19 protein-coding genes and 1 tRNA gene are annotated in these 25,144 nt (G+C 43.4%); 16 read left to right on the top strand and 4 right to left on the bottom strand.

Translation table 11 applies throughout. The annotated features are described in order from the left end of the window. Positions 1 to 2: 2 nt before the first annotated feature. Genes ATS75_RS15630 through cysG form a run of 4 tightly spaced genes read right to left on the bottom strand, consistent with a single transcriptional unit; the run spans position 3 to position 5,565 of the window. Positions 3 to 1,727: an SLC13 family permease gene (locus tag ATS75_RS15630; RefSeq protein WP_058561356.1), complete on the bottom strand. Its 1,725-nt coding sequence runs from the start codon at positions 1,725 to 1,727 to the stop codon at positions 3 to 5. A 30-nt stretch (positions 1,728 to 1,757) separates the two neighbouring features. Then, positions 1,758 to 3,185, bottom strand: coding sequence for a sulfate adenylyltransferase subunit CysN (cysN, locus tag ATS75_RS15625; RefSeq protein ID WP_058561355.1), 1,428 nt, complete (start codon positions 3,183 to 3,185; stop codon positions 1,758 to 1,760). After that, positions 3,185 to 4,084: a sulfate adenylyltransferase subunit CysD gene (gene cysD / locus ATS75_RS15620; protein WP_058561354.1), complete on the bottom strand. Its 900-nt coding sequence runs from the start codon at positions 4,082 to 4,084 to the stop codon at positions 3,185 to 3,187. The genes cysN and cysD overlap by 1 nt, the downstream gene beginning before the upstream one ends. A 59-nt stretch (positions 4,085 to 4,143) precedes the next feature. Further along, complete coding sequence (cysG, locus tag ATS75_RS15615; RefSeq protein WP_058561353.1) at positions 4,144 to 5,565, bottom strand: siroheme synthase CysG; 1,422 nt, start codon at positions 5,563 to 5,565, stop codon at positions 4,144 to 4,146. Positions 5,566 to 5,841: 276 nt separating this feature from the next. Between cysG and deoC the strand changes: the two genes are divergently transcribed. The 16 genes from deoC to tuf form a co-directional block, all read left to right on the top strand. Then, positions 5,842 to 6,588, top strand: coding sequence for a deoxyribose-phosphate aldolase (gene deoC, locus ATS75_RS15610; protein ID WP_058561352.1), 747 nt, complete (start codon positions 5,842 to 5,844; stop codon positions 6,586 to 6,588). Beyond that, on the top strand, positions 6,578 to 7,078 hold the full coding sequence (locus tag ATS75_RS15605) for a hypothetical protein (RefSeq protein WP_058561351.1): 501 nt from the start codon (positions 6,578 to 6,580) through the stop codon (positions 7,076 to 7,078). Before deoC ends, ATS75_RS15605 begins: the two co-directional genes overlap by 11 nt. 19 nt (positions 7,079 to 7,097) lie before the next feature. After that, positions 7,098 to 7,946 carry an SPFH domain-containing protein gene (locus ATS75_RS15600; protein WP_058561350.1) on the top strand — a complete coding sequence of 283 codons (849 nt, stop codon included), beginning with the start codon at positions 7,098 to 7,100 and terminating at the stop codon, positions 7,944 to 7,946. A 368-nt stretch (positions 7,947 to 8,314) separates the two neighbouring features. Beyond that, positions 8,315 to 8,391: transfer RNA gene (locus ATS75_RS15595), tRNA-Trp, on the top strand. 132 nt (positions 8,392 to 8,523) lie between these two features. Next, a complete protein-coding gene (gene secE, locus ATS75_RS15590; RefSeq protein WP_058561349.1) occupies positions 8,524 to 8,901 on the top strand; it encodes a preprotein translocase subunit SecE in 378 nt (125 codons plus the stop codon). A 4-nt stretch (positions 8,902 to 8,905) separates the two neighbouring features. Then, complete coding sequence (gene nusG, locus ATS75_RS15585; protein ID WP_058561348.1) at positions 8,906 to 9,463, top strand: transcription termination/antitermination protein NusG; 558 nt, start codon at positions 8,906 to 8,908, stop codon at positions 9,461 to 9,463. 216 nt (positions 9,464 to 9,679) lie between these two features. After that, positions 9,680 to 10,108 (top strand): 50S ribosomal protein L11, encoded by a 429-nt coding sequence (rplK, locus tag ATS75_RS15580; protein WP_058561347.1) that lies wholly within the window; start codon positions 9,680 to 9,682, stop codon positions 10,106 to 10,108. A 4-nt stretch (positions 10,109 to 10,112) separates the two neighbouring features. Beyond that, positions 10,113 to 10,817, top strand: a complete 705-nt coding sequence (rplA, locus tag ATS75_RS15575) for a 50S ribosomal protein L1 (protein WP_058561346.1) — start codon at positions 10,113 to 10,115, stop codon at positions 10,815 to 10,817. Positions 10,818 to 11,138: 321 nt separating this feature from the next. Then, positions 11,139 to 11,633 carry a 50S ribosomal protein L10 gene (gene rplJ, locus ATS75_RS15570; protein WP_058561345.1) on the top strand — a complete coding sequence of 165 codons (495 nt, stop codon included), beginning with the start codon at positions 11,139 to 11,141 and terminating at the stop codon, positions 11,631 to 11,633. 77 nt (positions 11,634 to 11,710) lie between these two features. Then, positions 11,711 to 12,073 carry a 50S ribosomal protein L7/L12 gene (rplL, locus tag ATS75_RS15565; protein WP_058561344.1) on the top strand — a complete coding sequence of 121 codons (363 nt, stop codon included), beginning with the start codon at positions 11,711 to 11,713 and terminating at the stop codon, positions 12,071 to 12,073. Positions 12,074 to 12,343: 270 nt separating this feature from the next. Beyond that, complete coding sequence (gene rpoB / locus ATS75_RS15560) at positions 12,344 to 16,369, top strand: DNA-directed RNA polymerase subunit beta (RefSeq protein ID WP_058561343.1); 4,026 nt, start codon at positions 12,344 to 12,346, stop codon at positions 16,367 to 16,369. Between the two features lie 102 nt (positions 16,370 to 16,471). Then, positions 16,472 to 20,644 carry a DNA-directed RNA polymerase subunit beta' gene (gene rpoC, locus ATS75_RS15555; RefSeq protein ID WP_058561342.1) on the top strand — a complete coding sequence of 1,391 codons (4,173 nt, stop codon included), beginning with the start codon at positions 16,472 to 16,474 and terminating at the stop codon, positions 20,642 to 20,644. Between the two features lie 192 nt (positions 20,645 to 20,836). After that, positions 20,837 to 21,211: a 30S ribosomal protein S12 gene (gene rpsL, locus ATS75_RS15550; RefSeq protein ID WP_002958885.1), complete on the top strand. Its 375-nt coding sequence runs from the start codon at positions 20,837 to 20,839 to the stop codon at positions 21,209 to 21,211. A 97-nt stretch (positions 21,212 to 21,308) separates the two neighbouring features. Next, on the top strand, positions 21,309 to 21,779 hold the full coding sequence (rpsG, locus tag ATS75_RS15545; RefSeq protein ID WP_004588211.1) for a 30S ribosomal protein S7: 471 nt from the start codon (positions 21,309 to 21,311) through the stop codon (positions 21,777 to 21,779). A gap of 27 nt (positions 21,780 to 21,806) precedes the next feature. Beyond that, the gene (fusA, locus tag ATS75_RS15540) at positions 21,807 to 23,915 is read left to right on the top strand and encodes an elongation factor G (RefSeq protein ID WP_058561341.1); all 2,109 of its coding nucleotides are present in this window, start codon (positions 21,807 to 21,809) and stop codon (positions 23,913 to 23,915) included. Between the two features lie 68 nt (positions 23,916 to 23,983). Beyond that, a partial coding sequence (gene tuf, locus ATS75_RS15535; RefSeq protein WP_058561340.1) for an elongation factor Tu occupies positions 23,984 to 25,144 on the top strand: 1,161 nt, incomplete at its 3' end.

Below are 25,144 nucleotides of genomic sequence, written 5' to 3'. Positions count from 1 at the left end.
GGTTAAAACGGGAATACCAGCGGAATTAGGGTTAATACCGTTATTGAATAAATAATAGAAAGCGGTAAACCCATTAATACGTAATCTTTTAGCCGGTAGTTGCCCGCGCTGTAAACCATTAAGTTAGTTTGATAACCAAACGGTGAGATAAAACTGGCCGATGCGCCAAAGGCTACCGCCATAATAAATGGCAGTGGGTCTACATTAAAGCCAATCGCTAAAGCGTAAGCTACAGGGAATGATAAAGCCGCGGCTGCATTATTTGTAATAAGTTCAGTGAATAACACCGTCATTATGAATATGGCGATAAACGCACCATAAGGGCCAAAGTCACCGAGTACATAAAACATAGCGTCAGATATTTGCCCAGCTAAGCCTGTGCCTATCATGAGCTTGGCAAGGCCAATGGCACTTCCGACTACCGCCAGTAATTCGATAGGGAAACGGCGTTTCACTTCATTGAGCTTGATGGTGCCTGTGAGCATTAAGCCGATGAGCAGTACCAACAAGCCTTTAACAAGTGGCACGATACCAAAAATGCTTAAGCCTAATACGGCGGCAAAACTGGCCAGCACTAAATTTGATTGTTTTGAGGCAAGGTGAGTTTGTAAATCAAGCCCTGAAATATAAACAAATTCGCGCTTTAAATTAGGTAAGGTGTAAAAGTCTTTACCGGGCGCGAGAATAAGCGAATCGCCGGCTTGAAGCTGCACTTTACCAAGACCACCTTGCAGGCGGTCGTGACCACGGCGAATAGCAATAACTGCAGCGTGGAACTGCTCGCGAAAACGAATCTCTTTAACCGTTTTACCAATAAACTTAGATGATTGACTCACAACCACTTCAACAAGGTGTTCTACGTCTTTTTCGTGTTTGTCATGCACGACTTTTAAGCCATCAAAACGCGTGAGCAGTGGTACTGATTTAATATCGCCAACAAACAGCAATACATCGCCAGATTTAATTACTTGCTGTGGAGTGACCGCGCATATGCGCCTGTCACCACGTAAAATTTCCGCTAGGAATAAATCTTTGAGGTCGCGTAGGCCATTTTCTTCCACGCTTTTACCTATCAGTTTTGAGTCTGATTCAACTTTACCTTCAAGGTAAAAAGGCACGACTTCTTGGTCGTTTTTACCGTTGTCGGGTAAGTATTTCAGCATCACTAAAATAGTAATTAGGCCTACACTTAATGCGCCTAAGCCGACTAAAGTAAAGTCGAAAAAGCCCAGTGGGGCCATGCCTGCATCAACGGCAAAACCATTGACGATTAAATTTGTTGAAGTACCAATTAAGGTAATCGTGCCACCTAATATGGCGGTGTACGATAAAGGTAACAACAGCTTTGACGGTGAATGCGTTGGGCTGTCTTTAATTGCTGTAATTAAAGAGGCCACTACGGCGGTGTTGTTAGTAAAAGATGACAAAAAGGCGGTTGAAAGGCCGAGTTTAGTCACTGAGCTGGATAAGCTGCCTTTTGACAGTGACTGGGCTAATTTTTGCACCAGTGTCGTTTTTTCTACCGCAATAGAAACTAACACCAATAATATAAGTGTGATAAGCGAGGGGTTGGCATAGTTTACCAACATGTCTTCAAGCTCAATCAGGCCAGCTAAATAGGCGGTACCAATGGCACCGACAAAAAGCCATGCTGGCTTTAGTCGGGTGCCAAAAAGGCAACCCACTAAAGTAAGCATAATGCCTGTTAATACTAGCTGTTGATACATGCTTTAAATGTCCTTAACAGGCAAAGGTAGTTATTTAAGCTTAGAAATATCAAGCGCTTGCCAGTGTGGGAAGTGCTTGCGTACTAATGCGTTAAATTCAACTTCAAAATCACTGTAGTTACCGCTTTGCTCTTGGCTAGCGAGAACCTGCTCAATCATACCCGCCGCAACGGTTAGATTAGACAAACGGTCAATCATGATAAACGCGCCCGTCTCGTGATTGTTGTGATACTCATCAGCTAAAATTGTTTCTGTAAGCTCAAGCGTCACAATTGCGATTTCGTTCAGTTGTAGGCTGTCAGCGGTGCCGTGTTCAAGGGTGTTCACATCAATGGTGTGATCAATCTTTTTCACGATAGCCGATGTATTCTTACTGCCTAACTTAAAGTTGTAGCTTTTACCTAGTACAAGCGGTGCTTCATGCATCCACACTAATTTTGCTTGTATTTGGTTAGTCACTGCGGCGGCTGAATCAGCAGGTACAATTACATCACCGCGACTGATATCTATCTCAGTGTTCAATGTGATAGTAATTGCCTGACCAGCATATGCTGTGTCTAAATTGCCGTCAAACGTGACAAGTTCTTTAATGTTTGATGTTTTACCCGATGGTAATACTTTTACTGCATCACCAACAGATAACTTACCCGATGTTAGTGTACCTTGGAAACCACGGAAGTTTAAATTTGGACGCACTACGTATTGCACCGGGAAACGCGCTTCAAAGCCCGTGTCTGTTTCAGCAGCAGGTGAGTCTTCAAGTAACTCAAGTAACGGCTTATCAGTGTAATATGGTGTGTGTGCAGAGCGTGTTACTACGTTATCGCCTTTAAGCGCCGACATAGGTACAAACTTAATGTTAGAGACGTTAAGCTGCTCAGCAAACTTTAGGTAGTCCGCTTTGATGCGCTCATAAACGGTTTCGTCAAAATCAACGATATCCATTTTGTTAATCGCCACAACAAACTGCTTAATGCCCAATGAATCACAGATAAAGCTGTGACGCTTAGTTTGTACTTGCACACCATAGCGCGCATCAACAAGAATGATTGCCACATCACTGGTAGATGCACCCGTTACCATGTTGCGGGTGTATTGCTCATGCCCTGGCGTATCTGCAATGATGAATTTACGCTTGGCCGTTGAAAAGTAACGATACGCTACGTCAATGGTAATGCCTTGCTCACGCTCTGCTTGCAGGCCATCAACCAGTAAGGCTAAATCAAGTTCTTCACCTGCGTTGCCTACTTTTTCGTTATCTTTATGCAGTGCTGCTAGCTGATCTTCATAAATTTGGTGGCTGTCATGTAATAGACGGCCAATCAGGGTTGATTTGCCGTCATCTACGCTGCCACAGGTCAACATACGTAATAAGCTTTTATCTTGTTGGCGAGCAAGGTAGGCATCGATACCCAGTTCTCTTACTTCGTTAATTGTGTCGTTAGTGTTAGTAGACATTAGAAATAGCCCTCACGTTTTTTCTTCTCCATTGAACCTGCTGAATCATGATCTATTACTCGGCCTTCACGCTCTGATGACGTTGATAGCAGCATTTCTTCGATAATTTCAGTTAAAGTACCGGCAGTTGACTCTACGGCACCGGTCAGCGGGTAGCAGCCTAATGTACGAAAACGCACTGATTTCATTTCTGGTACTTCACCTTCGTTTAGTGGCATACGTTCGTCATCAACCATGATCAACGTGCCGTCACGCTCTACAACAGGGCGCTCTTTAGCTAGGTATAGCGGTACCATATCGATGTTTTCTTGATAGATGTATTGCCAAATATCAAGCTCGGTCCAGTTAGACAGTGGGAATACACGAATACTTTCACCTGGATTTACTTGGCTGTTATACGTGTTCCACAGTTCTGGGCGTTGATTTTTAGGGTCCCATCTGTGGTGCTTATCACGGAACGAGTACACACGCTCTTTTGCACGTGATTTTTCTTCATCACGGCGCGCGCCACCAAAGGCAGCATCAAAACCATATTTATCAAGTGCTTGTTTTAAGCCTTGAGTTTTCATTATGTCTGTGTGCTTGCCTGAGCCATGAGTAAATGGACCCACGCCCATCGCTAAACCTTCAGGGTTTTTATGAACGATTAGGTCAAAGCCGTACTCTTTTGACAAGCGGTCACGAAACTCAATCATTTCTTTAAACTTCCAGTCGGTATCAACGTGGAGCAGTGGAAATGGAATTTTACCAGGGTAAAAAGCCTTACGCGCTAAGTGTAAAAGCACCGATGAATCTTTACCGATAGAGTAAAGCATAACTGGGTTCTCAAACTCAGCGGCGACTTCGCGCATGATTTTGATACTTTCAGCTTCTAGTTGCTGAAGGTGAGTTAAAGCCATTGTTAGTCGTCCTACTAAAATGATTAAAGTTAAAAATTAAAAGTAATAAAAATTTGTTCTTAAGCTACGTCGGTCAGCGGTTGTGCAAAGCTGCTGGTTTGTGCTTTTTCGCCAAACCAATGAAGTTGCTCATGTAGAGAGGCCACTTCACCAATAATCAGTAATGCGGGTGAAATAATGCTGTGACTTTCAATTAAGTCGGCTAATTCACCTAGTTTTCCTGTTACAACGCGTTGGTTTTTACGTGTACCGTTTTCAATAATTGCAACAGGTGTATCTGCACCACGGCCATGTTTTAATAGCTGCGCTTGAATATGTGGTGATTTAATCACCCCCATATAAATTGCTAAGGTTTGGTTAGGTTTAGCGAGCGATTGCCAATCCAATTCTTGACCGTCTTTTTTACAGTGACCTGTCACAAATTGAATGGCTTGCGCATGGTCGCGATGAGTAAGCGGAATACCTGCATAAGCACTGCAACCTGCGGCAGCGGTAATACCAGGTACAATTTGGTAGCTTACTTGGTTCGCTGCTAATACTTGTACTTCTTCGCCGCCACGGCCATAAATAAATGGATCGCCGCCTTTAATTCGGCACACTTTCTTACCTTGCTTAGCAAAGTCGACCAGCATTTGGTTGGTGTCTTCTTGGACCACACTGTGATCGCCCAAGCGTTTACCGACACAGACTAAATCAGCATCACGACGAACCAGTTCCATGATCTCGTCTGACACGAGGTAGTCGTATACCACCACATCAGCTTGTTGCATTAATTGCAGTGCTTTTAACGTTAATAATTCTGGGTCACCTGGGCCTGCACCAATCACGTACACTTCACCCTCGGGCTCTGGCTTGGCATCAAGGAGTTGCTCTAATTGCGCCATGGCTGATTGTGTATCACCACTTTGTACTTTGCTGACCACGGAAGAATCAAATACGCCTTCCCAAAATTGACGGCGGTCGGCAAAGTGTTTAAAACGTTGTTTAACTTTATCTCTAAAACTACCTACTAAGGTTGCTAACGGGCCAATGTGCTGCGGGATCAGTGTTTCGAGCTTTTCACGTAGTCGCCTGGCTAAAACAGGCGCTGTACCTGCGCTTGAAATGGCAATGGTAATCGGATCACGGTCAACAATAGAGGGAAAAATAAACGTGCATTTAGGTTGGTCATCAACCACGTTTACAAACACATTGCGTGCGTTGGCAAGCTCAAACACCGCATTGTTAACTTCGTCTCGGTCGGTTGCAGCAATAACCAGCATTTTTCCGTCTAGGTGCGACTCGTCAAAGTAGGCGTCTATTAGGGTAACTTCGTTGTGTTGTGCATGTTCTTTTAATTCGTCACAGAACCAAGGTGCCACTAAGGTGACATCTGCACGGGCTTTTAAAAATGCACGGCATTTGCGTAATGCAACCTCTCCACCACCCACAACCAGTACGGGTTTATTATCTAGCTTGGTGAAGATAGGTAAATATTGCATTGTAGTAACACCTCTTAACAACTGTCATAGCATATATGCTTAATAGAAACGCAGAATATAGCGCGTTTAGCGAAGTAAAAAATAATTAAAACCCTGTTTATATAACCAAAAGTTATATGTGGTGTGTTGATTTGGCCTAAGGCTTAGTTAACAAGGGATTGCAGCTACTTTCAAGCGGATTGTTCTGCTTATGGTGATTAGTTATGAGATATAGCTAGATTATGATAATTTGCTACTATGGATCACTAATTTAGATATGAGTAGAGCGATAAATTCATGAATGAAAAACATAAAAATGCAGCGCGTGCTGTGGCCCTTATGGATTTAACAACGCTTAATGACACTGATACCACTCAGACGATCGAGCAATTGGTAGCAAGCATCCAGCCTTTATTGGGTACGCCAGCTGCGGTGTGCGTGTATAGTGAATTTGTTGACGATGCAAAAGTGTTATTGGCACACAAAGGGTTAAATCACGTTAAAGTGGCAACCGTAACCAATTTTCCTTCTGGTGACGGCGTGTTAAGTGATGTGATTAATGAAACCTTAGTTGCGATTGAGCGTGGCGCTGACGAAATTGACCTAGTACTGCCTTACAAAGCGTTAGCAGCGGGTGATGATGCTAAAGCGCTTGAATATGTAACAGCCAGCAAAGCGGTATGCCCTGAGCATGTAAAGTTAAAAGTGATCATTGAGTCAGGTGAGCTTAAAACACACGCATTGATTAAACAAGCAACCGAAATAGCCATTGCTGGCGGGGCTGACTTTGTTAAAACCAGCACCGGAAAAGTGGCAATGAACGCGACACTTGATGCAACAAAAGTAATGCTAGAAACAATTAAAGCCTCAAATAAAGTGGTCGGGTTTAAAGCCGCAGGCGGTGTTAAAACGGTCAGCGAAGCTGGAGATTATTTACACCTAGCGAACGATGTTATGGGGGCTGATTACTTAAATCCACAGACATTTAGGTTTGGCGCTTCGAGTTTACTAAGTCAGGTATATACCGTTTTAAATGAAACGTGACAGTGAACGCGGAAAAGTAGCCCTTGAGCATGGGGCTGCTAAGTTATTTTTACGCTGTTATGAAAAAGAGTTTGGCGTAGAAATGCGCAATATTTGGCACAACACCCCGAGCAAGCCCGATATTAGCTGTTACCAAGGTGATGCACTGTTAGATATTGAAATTGCTCACCTTTATGCCAGTGAAACGGAAGCGATGGCAGTGCTTGGGCGACCATTATCAATTTCAATGCAGTGTGCACTGGCTAAAATGGCCCAAGATCCCAGCGATCAGAAGTTACTCGCCCCATTGCAGAGGCTGTTAAAACAAAAGGCAACGAAGCGTTATAATTCAACGCGTACATGGTTACTTATTCGCAATGCAAGTCCGCTTTGGCTTAAAGCCGATTTTGAACAGCAACTAACAAACATTGAAGTGCCGAAAAAGCACCCATTTGAACAAATTTGGTTGTTGTGTGATTTTTACAAAGGCGACATGCTACGTTTGGTATAACAATAAGAAAAGGCTGAAAATGAAAATGAGACGTTCAGGGACACAGGTCATGTTTAATAATTTGCTGAAGGCTGGCACGATAGCTGGGGTTGCAGTATTGAGCTTAACCGCGTGTACAAATCCGAGTACGCCTGCAGGTCAGGAAGGGTACGTATACGAAAAGCCACGTGTATTCGGCGAAGGGGGGTATCAAGGCTCAATGGTTGGCCCTAGTAATTTTGGTATGTCACTATTGCGTAATGAAGTGATTAATATCGATATGCGGCCTAATACCTACACCGAAGCATTTCAAATTTTAGCCAATGATGATTTAAATATTCGGTTTGATTTTCATGCTGTTATCTCAATTGAAACGGGCTCTGTTAAAACCGTCATTGAGCAGTTTGGTGGTGAAAACTGGTATCCACGTTTTGTACGAGAAACATTTAGAACATACGTAAGAGACATTGTGCAAAAATATGACAGTGGCGAACTTAAAACTAACCGTGAAAAAATAGCACAAGAAGTCACAACTCGATTGCAAAAGTACCTCTCTGCGACCCCTTTTAAATTAGCAAATGTCGTAGTTGGTAACATAAATTACCCGGCTATAGTGGCTAACGCTGTAGAGAAAAAGTTGGCTGCGCAGCAGTTATTGTCAGAAAAAGAAACGCAAAAAGAAATTGCCCGTAAAGATGCTGAAATAAGGGTTGAAGAGGCCAAAGGTATTGCGCAGGCACAAAAAATAATTAATGCCACACTGACGCCGAATTACTTACAGCATGAAGCGATTAATGCGCAAATGAAAATGGCTGAGTCACCGAATCACACAACAGTGTATATTCCCGTTGGCAACAATGGTGTACCACTGGTGAAAGGGACTAAGTAAGTTATACCCAAGCCACCTTAAGATGCAGAGTTCAGCGTTTCACAGGGGCTTAATATCAAGGGGGTACTTTGTAAGAATGGCAGTCTTTTTTAAGCAGTAACAACGATGTGAGTAAGTGCCTGTGAAACGCCCAAGGGGTTGGTTTAAAAACGATTTATACTGCGTTATTGATTTTAACAATAGAACCACTATTACTTGCAATCAATGCCTTGCTTAAATTGCTTTTAATTCCAACGACGGCCGCATCTTGAAGTGGTTTGGGTATATTTATTAACTTAGCGGTAAATTAACCGCTAAGATTTTATAATATGGGCATCTTTTACTCTTGTGTTAATGATTTGCGTAAGTATAATAGGCATCCACTTTGCAGGGGCGTAGTTCCAATTGGTAGAACAGCGGTCTCCAAAACCGACGGTTGGGAGTTCGAATCTCTCCGCCCCTGCCAATTTTTCTTGTAAGTGGGTAAAGTCTTAGGTTAAAAATCGGTTTAAATTAGTCTGTTTTTAAGTTTAGATTTTAATGGATTAACCCTGCCATCGTGTAGGGTTGTTGTGTCTGTAGTTAAGGTAATAATATTATGAGCACGAATGTGGAAACACCATCAAGTGGGATGGATGCGGTAAAGTGGCTTGTGGCAATTGCGCTACTTGCAGGCGCAGTAGTTGGTAATTATATGTATGCAGATCAGTCTGTATTGTTACGTGCTATTGGTGTTGTTGTTGCTGTTGCAGCGGGTTTAGGCATCGCAGCAGTAACTGAAAAAGGACGTACCTTCCTTGCTTTTGCAAAAGAAGCGCGTATTGAAGTACGTAAAGTAGTATGGCCTACACGCCAAGAAACTACCCATACGACATTTATTGTAATGGTTGCAACTGTGATTATGGCATTAATCCTTTGGGGTTTAGATGGCATTTTATTCCGCGCAGTAGGCTTTTTAACTGGATTGGAGATCTGATCCCATGTCGGATGAGAACAACGAAAAGAAACTACGTTGGTACGTAGTACAGGCTTTCTCGGGTTATGAGAAGCGTGTTGCACAAACCATTCTTGAGCATATCAAGATTGAAGGTTTAGAAGATAGTTTTGGTGAAGTATTAGTGCCAACAGAAGAAGTGGTTGAGATGCGCGCGGGTCAAAAGCGTAAATCTGAGCGTAAGTTCTTCCCAGGTTATGTATTAGTACAAATGGATATGAACGATGCAAGCTGGCACTTAGTGAACAGCACTGCACGTGTAATGGGCTTTATCGGTGGTACTTCTGACCGTCCAGCGCCTATCAGCTCTAAAGAAGCTGAGCGTATTCTAAACCGCTTACAAGAAAACGCAGAAGCACCTAAACCAGCAACATTATTTGAACCGGGTGAAGTGGTTCGTGTTGTTGACGGTCCATTTGCTGACTTTAGTGGTGTGGTTGAAGCTGTTGACTACGAAAAGAGCCGCGTAAAAGTATCTGTACTTATCTTTGGTCGTTCTACGCCTGTTGACCTTGAATTTGGTCAAGTTGAACAAGATAAGTAATAAAAATTAGATAGTTTATGCGAAGTGATTTATTACTTTGCATAGTACTTGAAAAAGGCCGCTGATTAACTTATAATCAGCGGCCTTTTTGTATTCAGGGATAGAGTTTCTTGAATTGATTACAAAAAGTACGAAACCAATTTTTAAACTGGGAAGCCGCTAGAGTACGCGTCCTCGCGCGCACAAGGCTAAGACCCACCTAATGAGGTATTTATAATGGCTAAGAAAGTTGAAGCTCTAATCAAGCTACAAGTTGCTGCTGGTATGGCTAATCCTAGTCCTCCAGTAGGTCCAGCACTAGGTCAACACGGTGTAAACATCATGGAATTCTGTAAAGCGTTCAACGCACGTACAGAATCTATCGAAAAAGGCGCTCCAGTTCCTGTAGTGATCTCTGTTTACGGCGACCGTTCATTTACGTTCGACATGAAAACGCCACCGGCTGCTTACTTACTTAAGAAAGCTGCAGGCATCAAATCAGGCTCAGGCCGTCCTAACACTGAAAAAGTAGGCACAGTAACTCGTGCTCAACTTGAAGAAATCGTTGAGACTAAACGACCTGATCTTACAGCGGCTGATATGGACGCTGCGGTTCGCACTATCGCAGGTTCTGCGCGTGCGATGGGCTTGAACGTAGAGGACTAAGATAATGGCTAAATTAACTAAACGTATGCGTACTATCCGCGAAAAAGTGGAAGTAACTAAAGATTACGAAATCAACGAAGCAGTTGCTCTTTTAAAAGAGTTAGCGACAGCTAAATTCGTAGAAAGTGTTGACGTTGCTGTTAACCTTGGTATCGATGCTCGTAAATCTGATCAAAACGTTCGTGGTGCTACTGTACTACCTAACGGTACTGGTCGTGACGTTCGCGTTGCAGTATTCACACAAGGCGCTAACGCAGAAGCTGCGAAAGAAGCCGGTGCTGAACTAGTAGGTATGGAAGATCTTGCTGATCTAGTTAAGAAAGGCGAGATGAACTTTGACGTTGTTGTTGCATCACCAGACGCTATGCGTGTTGTTGGTCAACTAGGTCAAATCTTAGGCCCACGTGGTCTAATGCCAAACCCTAAAACTGGTACTGTAACACCTAACGTTGCAGAAGCAGTTAAAAATGCAAAAGCTGGTCAAGTGCGTTACCGCAATGACAAAAACGGCATCATCCATACTACAATTGGTAAGGTTGATTTCACAGCTGAGCAACTTCAACAAAATCTTGAAGCTCTTATTGTTGCGCTTAAGAAGGCTAAACCTTCTCAAGCTAAAGGTACTTACGTGAAGAAAGTAACTATCTCTACAACAATGGGCGCAGGTGTTTCTGTTGACCAAGGCACTTTAAGCACAACTGTAGCTTAATAGGTGTTTACATGGCGTGAAATTTGTACTATAATTTCGCGCCATTTTGTTGAATAATTTGATTGTTCGACAATGTAAAGAATTCGGGTTGAAGTTCATAATTTCGGTGCGCCTTAGGGCTAAGCGATAAATTGAACTTCCGTCCAAGACCGTAGGTGGTTTCGGCCTTAATTTTTACCTACGTAGACGGTGTGAATCCCCAGATAGATTTTTCCTAATCTTCTGGCTCTCGCCGTAAAAAGCATCTCCATCACATGTGGTGGGGAAGAGTAAAACAGGGAAACCGATAAACGGTGACCCATTAAACCAGGAGTAACACCCATGGCTTTAAATCTTCAAGGCAAAAAAGCAATTGTTGCTGAAGTCAACGAAGCAGCCACTGGTGCTCTATCTGCAGTAATCGCAGATTCTCGTGGTGTAACAGTTGGTGCAATCACTGCCCTTCGTAAAGAAGCTCGTGAAGCAGGTGTTTGGATGAAAGTTGTCCGTAACACTTTAGCAAAACGTGCTATCGAAGGAACAGATTTTGAGTGCCTTAACGATTCATTAGTTGGTCCAAGCTTAATCGCTTTCTCATCAGAGCACCCAGGTGCTGCTGCGCGTATCTTCTCAGATTTCGCGAAAAAGAATGAGAAATTCGAAATTAAAACGGCCGCTTTTGAAGGCAATGTAGTAGATGCAGCTATGCTTGCAACTCTACCTACATACGACGAAGCTGTTGCACGCTTAATGAGCGCTATGAAAGAAGCGTCTGCTGGCAAATTGTGTAAAACAATTGAAGCAGTACGTGTACAGAAAGAAGAGCAAGCTGCTTAATTTTAAGCTGTATAAACTCTCTTTCGGTGTAAAATTTTTTTGGACCTTTGAGTCCGTTAATTATTAGGAAATTTGTAATGTCTGTAACTAAAGACCAAATCCTTGACGCAATTGCTGAAATGTCAGTAATGGACGTTGTTGCTCTTATTGAAGCAATGGAAGAAAAATTCGGCGTAACTGCTGCAGCTGCTATGGTAGCAGGTCCTGCTGCTGAAGCTGCTGAAGAGAAAACTGAATTTGACGTAATCCTTACTGGCGCTGGCGCTAACAAGGTTGCGGCAATCAAAGCTGTACGTAGCGCAACTGGCCTAGGCCTTAAAGAAGCGAAAGCTTTAGTTGAAGCTGCTCCAACTCCAGTTAAAGAAGGTATCTCTAAAGAAGAAGCTGAAGCTCTTGCTAAAGACCTTACTGAAGCTGGTGCTGAAGTTGAGGTTAAGTAATCTAGCTCACGCTAGGTTCGCTGCCTGAGAAATCAGGCAAGGGCTGGTGATTATTTAATCACCGGCCTTTTTGCGCTATAGAGTTATGTATTCCTGTAGCTCAAATAAAATCTGATTTTCTCTTTACTTTCAACGCTTTATAGTTTGCTAGTGTTAAAGTGGGAGTCTTTCGGAACAACAATTAAATGTTGTACATATTGGCATAGATGCCAGTTAAGTCTGTTCTTACAAGAACAGGTCGGGTCAAAGATCAGCAAGCTGAGGAACCCCATGGCTTACTCTTATTCTGAAAAGAAACGTATCCGTAAGGATTTTGGTAAACGTCCACAAGTATTGGATATACCTTTCTTACTGTCGACGCAGTTAGAATCGTTTAAAAAATTCTTAGTCCCGGACGCTGATGGCGATCATGGTTTGGAAGCAGCCTTCCAATCTGTATTTCCAATCAAAAGCTACTCGGGAAATTCTGAGCTTCAATACGTAAGTTATCGTATTGGTGAGCCAGTATTCGATGTAAAAGAATGTCAAATTCGCGGTGTGACTTTTTCTGCTCCACTTCGCGTAAAATTGCGTCTTGTAGTAATGGACAAAGAAGCTCCAGGCACAGTTAAAGACATTAAAGAGCAAGAAGTTTACATGGGCGAAATTCCGCTCATGACCGATACCGGTACCTTTGTAATCAATGGTACAGAGCGTGTTATCGTTTCTCAGCTACACCGTAGCCCTGGTGTATTCTTTGATAACGACCGCGGTAAAACTCACTCATCGGGTAAAGTACTATATAACGCACGTGTAATTCCTTACCGTGGTTCATGGTTAGACTTTGAGTTTGATGCAAAAGATAACTTATATGTACGTATTGACCGTCGTCGTAAATTGCCGGCGTCTATCATTTTACGTGCACTTGAGTACACGACTGAAGAAATCCTTGAGATGTTCTTCGAAACCACTGCATTTGAAGTAACTGACGGTAAAGTTCTAATGGAACTTGTACCTTCACGTTTACGTGGTGAAACCGCTGCCTTTGATATTAAAGGTGAAGACGGTGACGTGTTAGTTGAAAGTGGTCGTCGTATTACTGCGCGCCATATCAAAAGCATTGAGAAAAAAGGCATTACTCAGTTAGAAGTACCACATGAGTACATTATTGGTCGTGTTGTTGCAAAGAACTACGTTGATGAGTCAACGGGTGAAATCATTGCTACAGCAAATGACGAACTAACACTTGAGCTAATGGCTGAGCTTGTAAAAGCGGGTCACACTAAGATTGATACATTGTATATCAATGAAGTAGACAGTGGTGCGTACATCTCAGATACGTTACGTATCGACTCAAGCACTAACCGTTTAGAAGCACTTGTTGAAATTTATCGCATGATGCGCCCAGGCGAGCCACCGACGAAAGACGCGGCTGAAGCCTTATTTGAGAACCTATTTTTCTCAGAAGAACGCTATGACTTATCAACAGTAGGTCGTATGAAGTTCAATAGCCGTGTTGGTTATGATACTGATACAGGCCCAGGCACATTAAGCAAAGAAGACATCGTGTCTGTTATGAAGGTATTAATTGCTATTCGTAACGGTCAAGGCGATGTTGATGACATTGACCACTTAGGCAACCGTCGTATTCGTAGTGTTGGCGAAATGGCTGAGAATCAGTTCCGTGTTGGTCTAGTACGTGTAGAACGTGCTGTACGTGAGCGTTTAAGCTTAGGTGACCTTGATGCGGTAATGCCACAAGATCTTATTAACGCTAAGCCTATTTCGGCAGCCGTTAAAGAGTTCTTTGGTTCATCTCAGTTATCACAGTTCATGGACCAAAATAACCCGCTATCAGAAGTAACGCATAAGCGTCGTATTTCTGCATTAGGCCCGGGCGGTCTTACACGTGAACGCGCTGGCTTTGAAGTACGTGATGTTCACGTAACTCACTATGGTCGCGTATGTCCAATCGAGACCCCTGAGGGTCCAAACATCGGTCTAATTAACTCATTATCTACGTACGCACGTACGAATGATTACGGTTTCTTAGAAACACCTTACCGTAAAGTGGTAGATGGTGTAGTAACTGATGAAGTAGATTACCTATCAGCCATTGAAGAAGGTCAGTTTGTTATCGCACAGGCGAATTCAAACCTAACTGAAACCAATGAGTTTGTTGATGAACTTATCCCATGTCGTCACAAAGGTGAATCAACCTTTATGGGTCGCATGGACCAGCAATATATGGATGTATCACCACAACAGGTGATTTCTGTAGCGGCCGCACTTATCCCGTTCCTAGAACACGATGATGCTAACCGTGCCTTGATGGGTTCAAACATGCAACGTCAAGCAGTACCAACATTGAAAGCGGATAAGCCGTTAGTAGGTACGGGTATTGAGTTAACACTAGCAAAAGACTCTGGTGTGACAATCGTTGCGAAACGTGGTGGTGAAGTAATGTATGCTGACGCAAGTCGCATCGTTGTTAATGTACATGAAGAAGAACGCATCCCTGGTGAAGCGGGTATCGACATCTACAACTTAACTAAATACACCCGTTCTAACCAAAATACATGTATTAACCAAAAACCAACTTGTATGGTTGGTGAACCGGTTACTCGTGGCGATGTGTTAGCAGATGGTCCTTCGACTGACTTAGGTGACTTAGCCCTAGGTCAAAACCTTCGCGTGGCATTCATGCCATGGAACGGTTATAACTTCGAGGATTCAATCCTACTATCAGAGCGCGTAGTTGAAGAAGATCGTCTAACGACTATCCATATTCAAGAGCTACAGTGTATCGCCCGTGATACTAAGTTAGGTCCAGAAGAGATCACAGCAGATATCCCGAATGTGGGTGAGTCTGCACTAGGCAAGCTTGATGAGTCAGGTGTTGTTTATATCGGTGCTGAAGTGAAAGGCGGCGATATCCTAGTAGGTAAAGTGACTCCGAAAGGTGAAACGCAATTAACACCAGAAGAGAAGCTACTACGTGCTATCTTCGGTGAAAAAGCGTCTGACGTTAAAGACAGCTCATTACGTGTACCAAACTCTGTCACTGGTACTGTAATTGACGTGCAAGTTTTCACCCGTGATGGTGTTGAAAAAGACAAGCGCGCACTTGAAGTTGAAGAAATGCAACTTCGTGATGCTAAAAAAGACTTTAATGAAGAATTCCGTATTCTTGAAGCAGGCGTATTAGACCGTGCTCGTAAGTTACTTGTAGCTGCTGGTCAAAACGAAGAACATTTAGCCACACTGAATGCTGAGAAGCTATTAACTCAAAGTCTTGCTGAAGAAGATAAGCAAGCAGAACTTGAGCAACTAGCTGCGCAGTACGATGAGCTTAAAGCTGAATACGATAAAAAGTTTGAAAACAAACGTCGTAAGATCACTCAGGGCGATGACTTAGCACCAGGCGTACTTAAGATTGTTAAAGTATACCTAGCTGTTAAACGTCGTATCCAACCAGGTGATAAAATGGCGGGTCGTCACGGTAACAAAGGTGTTATCTCGACTATCGTACCAGTAGAAGATATGCCATACGATGACAAAGGTCGTACGGTAGATATCGTATTGAACCCACTAGGTGTACCATCACGTATGAACATCGGTCAGATCCTTGAAACACATATGGGTCTTGCTGCACGTGGTATCGGTGAACGTATTGAAGAAATGATGAAAGAGCAACGTGAGCTTCATGAGCTACGTGAATTCATCAAGCAAGCTTACGAAATTGGTGAATCTCGCCAAGTAGTAGACATTGCAAGTTTCTCTGATGACGAAATCCGTCGTCTAGCTGTAAACTTAAAAGGTGGTTTACCGATTGCAACTCCTGCATTTGATGGCGCGAAAGAAGCTGAAATCAAAGACATGCTTGAGTTAGGTGGCTACCCAAGAAGTGGTCAGGTTACACTTTATGATGGCCGTACTGGCGATCAGTTTGAACGTCAAGTAACCGTAGGTTACATGTACATGCTGAAACTAAATCACTTAGTTGATGACAAGATGCATGCGCGTTCAACTGGTTCTTATAGCCTTGTTACTCAGCAGCCGCTGGTTGGTAAAGCTCAGTTCGGTGGCCAGCGTTTTGGTGAGATGGAAGTATGGGCACTTGAAGCTTACGGTGCTGCTTACACGCTACAAGAAATGCTAACAGTGAAATCGGATGACGTGAACGGTCGTACTAAGATGTATAAAAACATCGTTGATGGTAACCATAAAATGGAACCAGGTATGCCAGAATCGTTCAACGTATTGTTGAAAGAAATCCGCTCACTGGGTATCAACATCGAGTTGGAAGAAAATTAAGCCAATTAGGTGCTGTGGCTAGCTACAGCACCTGTTACGGCCGAATAGAATGTAGGGACGAGATTATCCGTCCTCAAGATTAACTCCGACAGGAGAGCTAAGGTGAAAGACTTACTTAAGTTTCTGAAGCAACAAAATAAGACCGAAGAATTCGATGCAATTCGCATTGGTCTTGCTTCACCAGACATGGTTCGTTCATGGTCATACGGTGAAGTAAAGAAACCTGAGACTATTAACTACCGTACTTTCAAGCCTGAGCGCGATGGCTTATTCTGTGCCCGTATTTTCGGCCCAGTGAAAGATTATGAGTGTTTATGTGGTAAATATAAACGCCTTAAACACCGTGGTGTGATCTGTGAAAAGTGTGGCGTTGAAGTAACACTCACTAAAGTGCGTCGTGATCGTATGGGTCATATTGACCTTGCGAGCCCAGTTGCACATATATGGTTTTTAAAATCATTACCGTCACGTATTGGCTTAATGCTTGATATGACGCTTCGTGATATTGAACGTGTTCTTTACTTCGAATCATTCGTAGTAACTGAGCCTGGTATGACAACGCTTGAGCGTGGTCAGCTATTAGGTGAAGAAGAATACCTAGATGCACTAGAAGAGCACGGTGACGAATTTGAAGCGAAGATGGGTGCTGAAGCAGTATTAGACTTGCTTCGTGAACTTGATCTTGGCCAATTGATTGCTGAAATGCGCGAAGAGTTACCAACAATTAACTCTGAAACCAAGCGTAAAAAGATCACTAAACGCCTTAAATTAATGGAATCGTTCCACCAATCAGGTAATAACCCTGAGTGGATGATCATGACAGTACTGCCAGTATTGCCACCTGATCTACGTCCATTAGTACCACTTGATGGTGGTCGTTTTGCGACTTCAGATCTGAATGACCTTTATCGTCGTGTTATTAACCGTAATAACCGTCTTAAGCGTCTATTAGATTTAGCAGCACCAGATATTATCGTACGCAACGAAAAACGTATGTTACAAGAAGCGGTTGATGCGCTACTTGATAACGGTCGTCGTGGTCGTGCAATTACAGGTTCTAACAAGCGTCCACTTAAATCTCTTGCTGATATGATCAAGGGTAAGCAAGGTCGTTTCCGTCAGAACTTACTTGGTAAGCGTGTAGATTACTCTGGCCGTTCTGTAATCACGGTTGGTCCTACACTTAAGCTTCACCAATGTGGTCTTCCTAAGAAGATGGCACTTGAGCTATTCAAACCATTCATCTATGGCAAATTAGAGCGTCGCGGCATGGCTACGACAATCAAAGCTGCTAAGAAAATGGTAGAGCGTGAAGTTCCGGAAGTATGGGATGTATTAGACGAAGTAATTCGTGAACATCCAGTATTACTTAACCGTGCACCAACACTTCACCGTTTGGGTATCCAAGCGTTTGAGCCTGTGCTTATCGAAGGTAAAGCAATCCACTTGCACCCATTAGTATGTGCGGCCTACAACGCCGACTTCGATGGTGACCAAATGGCGGTACACGTACCGTTAACGATTGAAGCACAGCTTGAAGCACGTGCGTTAATGATGTCGACAAACAACATCTTATCGCCTGCTAACGGTGAGCCAATCATCGTTCCTTCACAGGACGTTGTATTAGGTCTTTACTACATGACGCGTGATCGCATTAATGCGAAAGGCGAAGGTACTGTATTTAAAGATCCAAAAGAAGCAGAAAAAGCATACCGTAGTGGTAATGCTGAACTTCACGCTCGCGTAAAAGTTCGTATTAGCCAATCAGTGAAGAACGAAAATGGTGTAGTAGAAGATACTATCACTATCATCGATACCACTGTTGGTCGTGCAATTTTGTCTCTAATTTTACCTAAAGGCATGCCGTTTGAGTCAATCAACCAAGCATTAGGTAAAAAGCAGATTTCTAGCTTATTAAACGAGTGTTACCGTCGTCTAGGCCTTAAAGACACTGTTGTGTTTGCTGACCAAGTTATGTACACCGGTTTCCACTACGCAATGAAGTCAGGTGTTTCAATTGGTATTGATGACTTAGTTATTCCACCAGTTAAAGCCCAAATCATTGAAGATGCAGAAGCTGAAGTAACTGAAATCAACCAACAATTCCAATCAGGTCTTGTAACGGCGGGTGAAAAGTACAATAAAGTTATCGATATCTGGTCACGTGTAAATGAAAACTTATCACGTGAAATGATGGCTAACTTGTCAAAAGACACGGTTATCAATGCGCAAGGTGAAGAAGAAGAGCAACCATCATTTAACTCAGTGTTTATGATGGCCGACTCGGGTGCTCGTGGTAGTGCCGCTCAGATCCGTCAGCTAGCAGGTATGCGTGGTCTAATGGCACGTCCAGATGGTTCAATCATCGAGACGCCAATCACGGCTAACTTCCGTGAAGGTCTAAACGTACTTCAGTACTTCATCTCAACGCACGGTGCGCGTAAAGGTCTTGCCGATACAGCACTGAAAACAGCGAACTCGGGTTACCTAACGCGTCGTCTAGTAGACGTTGCACAAGATTTGGTAATCAATGAAGACGACTGTGGCACAGAAGATGGCTTAACAATGAAACCGCTTATTGAAGGTGGTGATGTTGTAGAAGCACTTCGCGAACGCGTTTTAGGTCGTGTTGTTGCCGAAGACGTTGTGATTCCAGGTACTAATACTGTGCTTGTTGAGCGTAACATCATGCTTGACGAAAAACTGTGTGACCTTTTAGAAGAGCACTCAGTGGATGAAGTTCGCGTACGTTCAGTTATCACATGTGATAACGACTTTGGTGTATGTGCTAAGTGTTATGGTCGTGACCTTGCACGTGGACACATCATCAACGCGGGTGAATCAGTTGGTGTTATCGCGGCTCAATCAATCGGTGAGCCAGGTACACAGCTTACGATGCGTACATTCCACATTGGTGGTGCGGCATCAAGAGCGTCTGCTGAAAACAATGTACAAGTTAAAACTAACGGTACATTAAAACTTCACAACGCTAAATATGTATTAAATACAGACGGTAAGATTGTTATTACCTCTCGTTCTACTGAGATCACTATCATTGATAGCCATGGTCGTGAGAAAGAACGTTATAAAGTGCCTTACGGTGCGGTATTAACAGTACAAGATAATGCTGAAGTTCAAGGTAACGATATTGTCGCTACTTGGGACCCGCATAGTCACCCAATCGTTCTTGAGCATAAATCAAAAGTATCGTTTAGCGATATCGATGACTCGAATACAGAGACGCAAACCGATGAATTAACTGGTTTAACTCGTATCGTAGTTAAAGACCTTGCTAAAGCGAATGCGAAAGAGCCTAAACTTATCATCGAAAGTGATGAGCGCGGTCTGCAAGAAACACGTCTTCCTTCATTCACAACGATTGAAGTGACTGATGGCGCGACTGCAAACCCAGGTGACGTGCTAGCACGTATCCCGCAAGAAGGTTCGAAAACTCGTGATATCACGGGTGGTCTGCCACGCGTAGCCGACTTATTTGAAGCTCGTAAGCCGAAAGAGCCAGCTATATTAGCTGAGATCACCGGTACTATTAGCTTCGGTAAAGAGACTAAAGGTAAGAAGCGTTTAGTTATTACGCCGGCTGAAGGTGATCATTACGAAGAAATGATTCCTAAGTGGCGTCAACTTAACGTGTTTGAAGGTGAGCAAGTGTCTAAAGGCGAAGTTATTGCCGATGGTCCAGAATCACCGCATGACATCTTACGCCTACGTGGTGTGACTCATGTTGCTAACTATATCGTTAACGAAGTGCAAGAGGTTTACCGTTTGCAGGGCGTTAAGATCAATGATAAGCACATTGAAACAATTATTCGTCAGATGCTACGTAAATGTACCATCCTTGACGGCGGTCATAGTGAATTCCTAGCCGGTGAGCAAATAGAAGTGGCGCGCGTTAATATCGCAAACCGTGACCTTGAAGCTCAAGGCAAGTTACCAGCTAAATTTGAAATCCAGTTAATGGGTATCACTAAAGCATCACTAGCCACAGAATCTTTCATCTCAGCAGCCTCGTTCCAGGAGACAACACGTGTCCTAACAGAAGCCGCTGTGAATGGTAAGAGCGATGAACTTCGCGGTCTGAAAGAAAACGTAATTGTGGGTCGTTTGATCCCAGCCGGTACCGGTTTTGCGTATCATCAGGATCGTATGGCACGTCGTAAGCAAAGTTTAGTTGTTGAAGAGCAAACAGTAAGTGCAGAAGAGGCAACTCAAGCACTGACAGATGCTCTAAACGCTGATTTATCTGGAAATCAATAAACTGAATCTAATCAATAGATTAGATTTTAGCAAGGCAGTTATCTTCTGCCTTGCTAACGGTTTATGTTGACAGGTTAATCTTTGCTCATTAAAATTCCGCCACCCATTTACCTGCGCGTTTGTTACGAGCTTGTAAAAAGGGCGGATTTTTTTATTTTTTCAGTAGTAATTTTAATTTCAGGAGCTATTTAAATGGCAACTATTAACCAGCTAGTGCGTAAGCCACGTCGTAGCAAGGTTACTAAAAGTAACTCAGCTGCGCTTAAAGCGTGTCCGCAAAAGCGTGGTGTATGTACTCGCGTATATACAACTACACCTAAGAAACCAAACTCGGCGTTACGTAAAGTAGCTCGTGTACGTTTAACTAACGGTTTCGAAGTAACTTCATACATCGGTGGTGAAGGTCATAACCTTCAAGAACACAGTGTAATCCTAATCCGTGGTGGTCGTGTTAAAGATTTACCAGGTGTGCGTTTTCACACTGTACGTGGTGCACTTGACTGTGCAGGCGTTAGCGACCGTCGTCAAGCTCGTTCTAAATACGGTGCAAAACGCCCTAAAGGCTAATTGTTTTCCGTTAGTAAGGCCAAGCACTAAATATTATTAATTATTGTTTTGGGTGATTGTTCCAAAAGGACAAACCTGAATAAACCGGAGATACAAAATGCCTAGAAGACGCGTAATAGGTCAACGTAAAATTCTTCCAGATCCTAAGTTCGGATCGGAACTTCTTGCAAAATTCGTTAACATCGTAATGTTAGACGGCAAGAAATCTACTGCTGAAAAAATCGTTTACGGTGCGCTAGATGTGGCTGCTGAGAAATCAGGCAAATCGCACCTTGAAATCTTTGAGTCTGCACTTGATAACATCCGTCCACAGGTAGAGGTTAAATCTCGCCGTGTTGGTGGTTCTACGTATCAAGTACCAGTTGAAGTACGTCCAGTTCGTCGTAACGCATTAGGTATGCGTTGGTTAGTAGACGCTGCACGTAAGCGTGGCGAAAAATCTATGGGCTTACGTTTAGCTCAAGAAATCGTTGACGCTGCTGATAATAAAGGCACTGCGGTTAAGAAACGTGAAGACGTTCACCGTATGGCTGAAGCGAATAAAGCATTCGCTCATTACCGTTGGTAATCTGCCCTTAACCTTTAAGAGGATCATATGGCACGTACAACTCCACTTGAGCGCTACCGTAATATCGGTATTGTTGCTCACGTAGATGCAGGCAAAACCACTACGACAGAACGTGTTCTGTTTTACACTGGCCTTTCTCACAAGATTGGTGAAGTGCATGATGGCGCCGCAACTATGGATTGGATGGAGCAGGAACAAGAGCGTGGTATCACAATCACTTCTGCTGCAACAACGTGTTTCTGGAAAGGGATGGACGCGCAATTTGACGACCATCGTATCAATATTATTGATACTCCAGGACACGTAGATTTCACTATCGAAGTAGAACGTTCTTTACGTGTACTTGATGGTGCGGTAGTTGTTCTTTGTGCTTCATCAGGTGTACAGCCGCAAACTGAGACAGTTTGGCGTCAAGCGAACAAATACGAAGTTCCGAGAATGATCTTCGTAAATAAAATGGATCGCACGGGCGCTGACTTCTTAACGGTTGTTAGCCAGGTGAAATCTCGTCTTGGAGCAACGCCTGTTCCAATTCAGCTGCCAGTTGGCGCTGAAGACGACTTTAAAGGTGTAATTGACCTTATAAAAATGAAAGTGATTAACTGGAATTCTGAAGACCAGGGCATGACCTTCTCTTATGAGGCAATACCGGCAGATCTTCAAGAGCTCGCTGACGAATGGCATTCTCACTTAGTAGAAAGTGCCGCTGAAGCCTCTGAAGAACTAATGGATAAGTATTTGGAAGGTGAAGACCTGACAGAGGCAGAAATTAAAGCTGCTTTGCGTCAGCGTACATTAGCAAACGAAATCGTCCCAATGACTTGTGGTAGCGCATTTAAAAATAAAGGCGTTCAAGCTGTGCTTGATGGCGTTATTGAATATATGCCTGCACCAACACAAGTGAAACAAATTCAAGGTATCCTTGAAGATGGCACTGAGGAAGAACGTCCTGCTGATGACAATGCACCGTTTGCTGCACTTGCTTTTAAAATTGCAACAGACCCGTTCGTTGGCACTTTAACCTTTTTCCGTGTTTACTCTGGTACTGTTAAACAGGGTGATGCGGTTTACAACCCAATAAAAAGTAAGCGTGAGCGCCTTGGTCGTATCGTTCAGATGCATTCAAACTCACGTGAAGAGATCAAAGAAGTCCACGCAGGCGATATCGCGGCGGCTATTGGTCTTAAAGACGTTACAACAGGTGAGACACTGTGTGATCCGAATTCTAAAATTACGCTTGAGCGTATGGAATTCCCAGAACCAGTAATCTCTGTTGCGGTTGAGCCTCGCACAATCGCTGACCAGGACAAGATGGCTATCGCACTAGGTAAACTAGCGGCTGAAGATCCATCTTTCCGCGTACAAACTGATGATGAGTCAGGCCAGACTATAATTTCTGGTATGGGTGAACTTCACCTCGATATCATTGTCGACCGTATGAAACGTGAATTCAGTGTTGAATGTAACGTTGGTAAGCCGCAGGTTTCTTACCGTGAAGCTATCCGTGATACCGTCAAGGTAGAAGGAAAGTTCGTACGTCAATCAGGTGGTCGTGGTCAATATGGTCACGTCTGGCTTAAACTTGAACCGATGGATATTTCGGATGATGAAGCCCCAATTTACGAGTTCGTTAACGAAACCGTAGGTGGCTCTGTTCCAAAAGAATACATCCCTGCGGTAGACAAAGGCATCCAAGAGCAAATGGCTCAAGGTGTGCTGGCAGGCTACCCGTTACTTGGCGTTAAAGCGACTTTATATGATGGTTCATTCCATGATGTAGATTCGAATGAAATGGCATTTAAAATAGCAGGTTCTTTGGCAATGAAGCAGGGTGCACTTGATGCAAACCCTGTACTTTTAGAGCCAATGATGAAGGTTGAAGTACTCACTCCTGAAGCAAACATGGGTGATGTAGTTGGCGACCTAAACCGTCGTCGCGGCATGATCGAAGGTATGGAAGAGGCACTCGGTGGACTTAAACAAGTTAACGCTTTAGTTCCGCTCTCTGAAATGTTTGGTTATGCAACTGATCTGCGATCTGCAACACAAGGCCGTGCCTCATACTCTATGGAGTTTTTGAAGTACGCTGAAGCCGCGAAAAATGTTGCAGATAAAATAATTGCAGCTCGCACTTAAGTAATTTTTAGCTTGGTTTGGCTCAATAACGAGCTCGACCTTTAATTTCTTTATAGGAATTTTTTAAGATGGCAAAAGAAAAGTTTGAACGCGTAAAACCGCATGTAAACGTTGGTACAATCGGCCACGTTGACCACGGTAAAACAACCCTAACTGCAGCAATCACTAACGTACTTGCAAAAGTATACGGCGGTGTTGCTAAAGATTTCGCATCAATCGATAACGCTCCAGAAGAGCGCGAGCGTGGTATCACAATCTCAACGTCACACGTAGAGTACGATACTCCTACTCGTCACTACGCACACGTAGATTGTCCTGGACACGCCGATTATGTTAAAAACATGATCACTGGTGCTGCTCAAATGGACGGCGCTATCCTAGTTGTTGCTGCAACTGATGGTCCTATGCCACAAACGCGTGAGCACATCCTACTTTCTCGTCAGGTTGGCGTTCCTTACATCATCGTATTCATGAACAAATGTGACATGGTTGATGATGAAGAGCTACTTGAGCTAGTAGAAATGGAAGTTCGTGAACTTCTTTCTGAATATGACTTCCCAGGTGATGACTTACCACTAATTCAAGGTTCTGCTCTTAAAGCACTTGAAGGCGAAAAGCAGTGGGAAGACAAGATCGTTGAGCTTGCAGAAGCACTAGATTCTTACATTCCAGAGCCAGAGCGTGACATCGATAAGCCATTCATCATGCCTATCGAAGACGTTTTCTCAATCCAAGGTCGTGGTACTGTTGTAACTGGCCGTGTTGAAGCTGGTATCATCAACGTGAATGACGAAGTTGAAATCGTTGGTATCAAAGAGACGACTAAGTCTACTTGTACTGGTGTTGAAATGTTCCGTAAGCTTCTTGACGAAGGTCGTGCTGGTGAGAACATTGGTGCACTTCTACGTGGTACTAAGCGTGAAGACGTTGAACGTGGTCAAGTACTAGCTAAGCCTGGTTCAATCAACCCACACACAACTTTCACTTCAGAAGTATACGTACTTTCTAAAGATGAAGGTGGTCGTCATACTCCTTTCTTCAAAGGTTACCGTCCACAGTTCTACTTCCGTACAACTGACGTAACTGGTGACGTACAGTTACCAGAAGGCGTAGAAATGGTAATGCCTGGTGATAACGTTAAGATGACAGTAACTCTAATCGCGCCAATCGCGATGGATGAAGGTCTTCGTTTCGCTATCCGTGAAGGTGGCCGTACTGTAGGTGCTGGT

This window comes from Pseudoalteromonas sp. H105 (genome assembly GCF_001469215.1).
GTDB lineage: Bacteria > Pseudomonadota > Gammaproteobacteria > Enterobacterales > Alteromonadaceae > Pseudoalteromonas.
The sequence above is the reverse complement of the archived record's forward strand: the minus strand, read 5'-3'. Positions and strand labels throughout refer to the sequence as shown.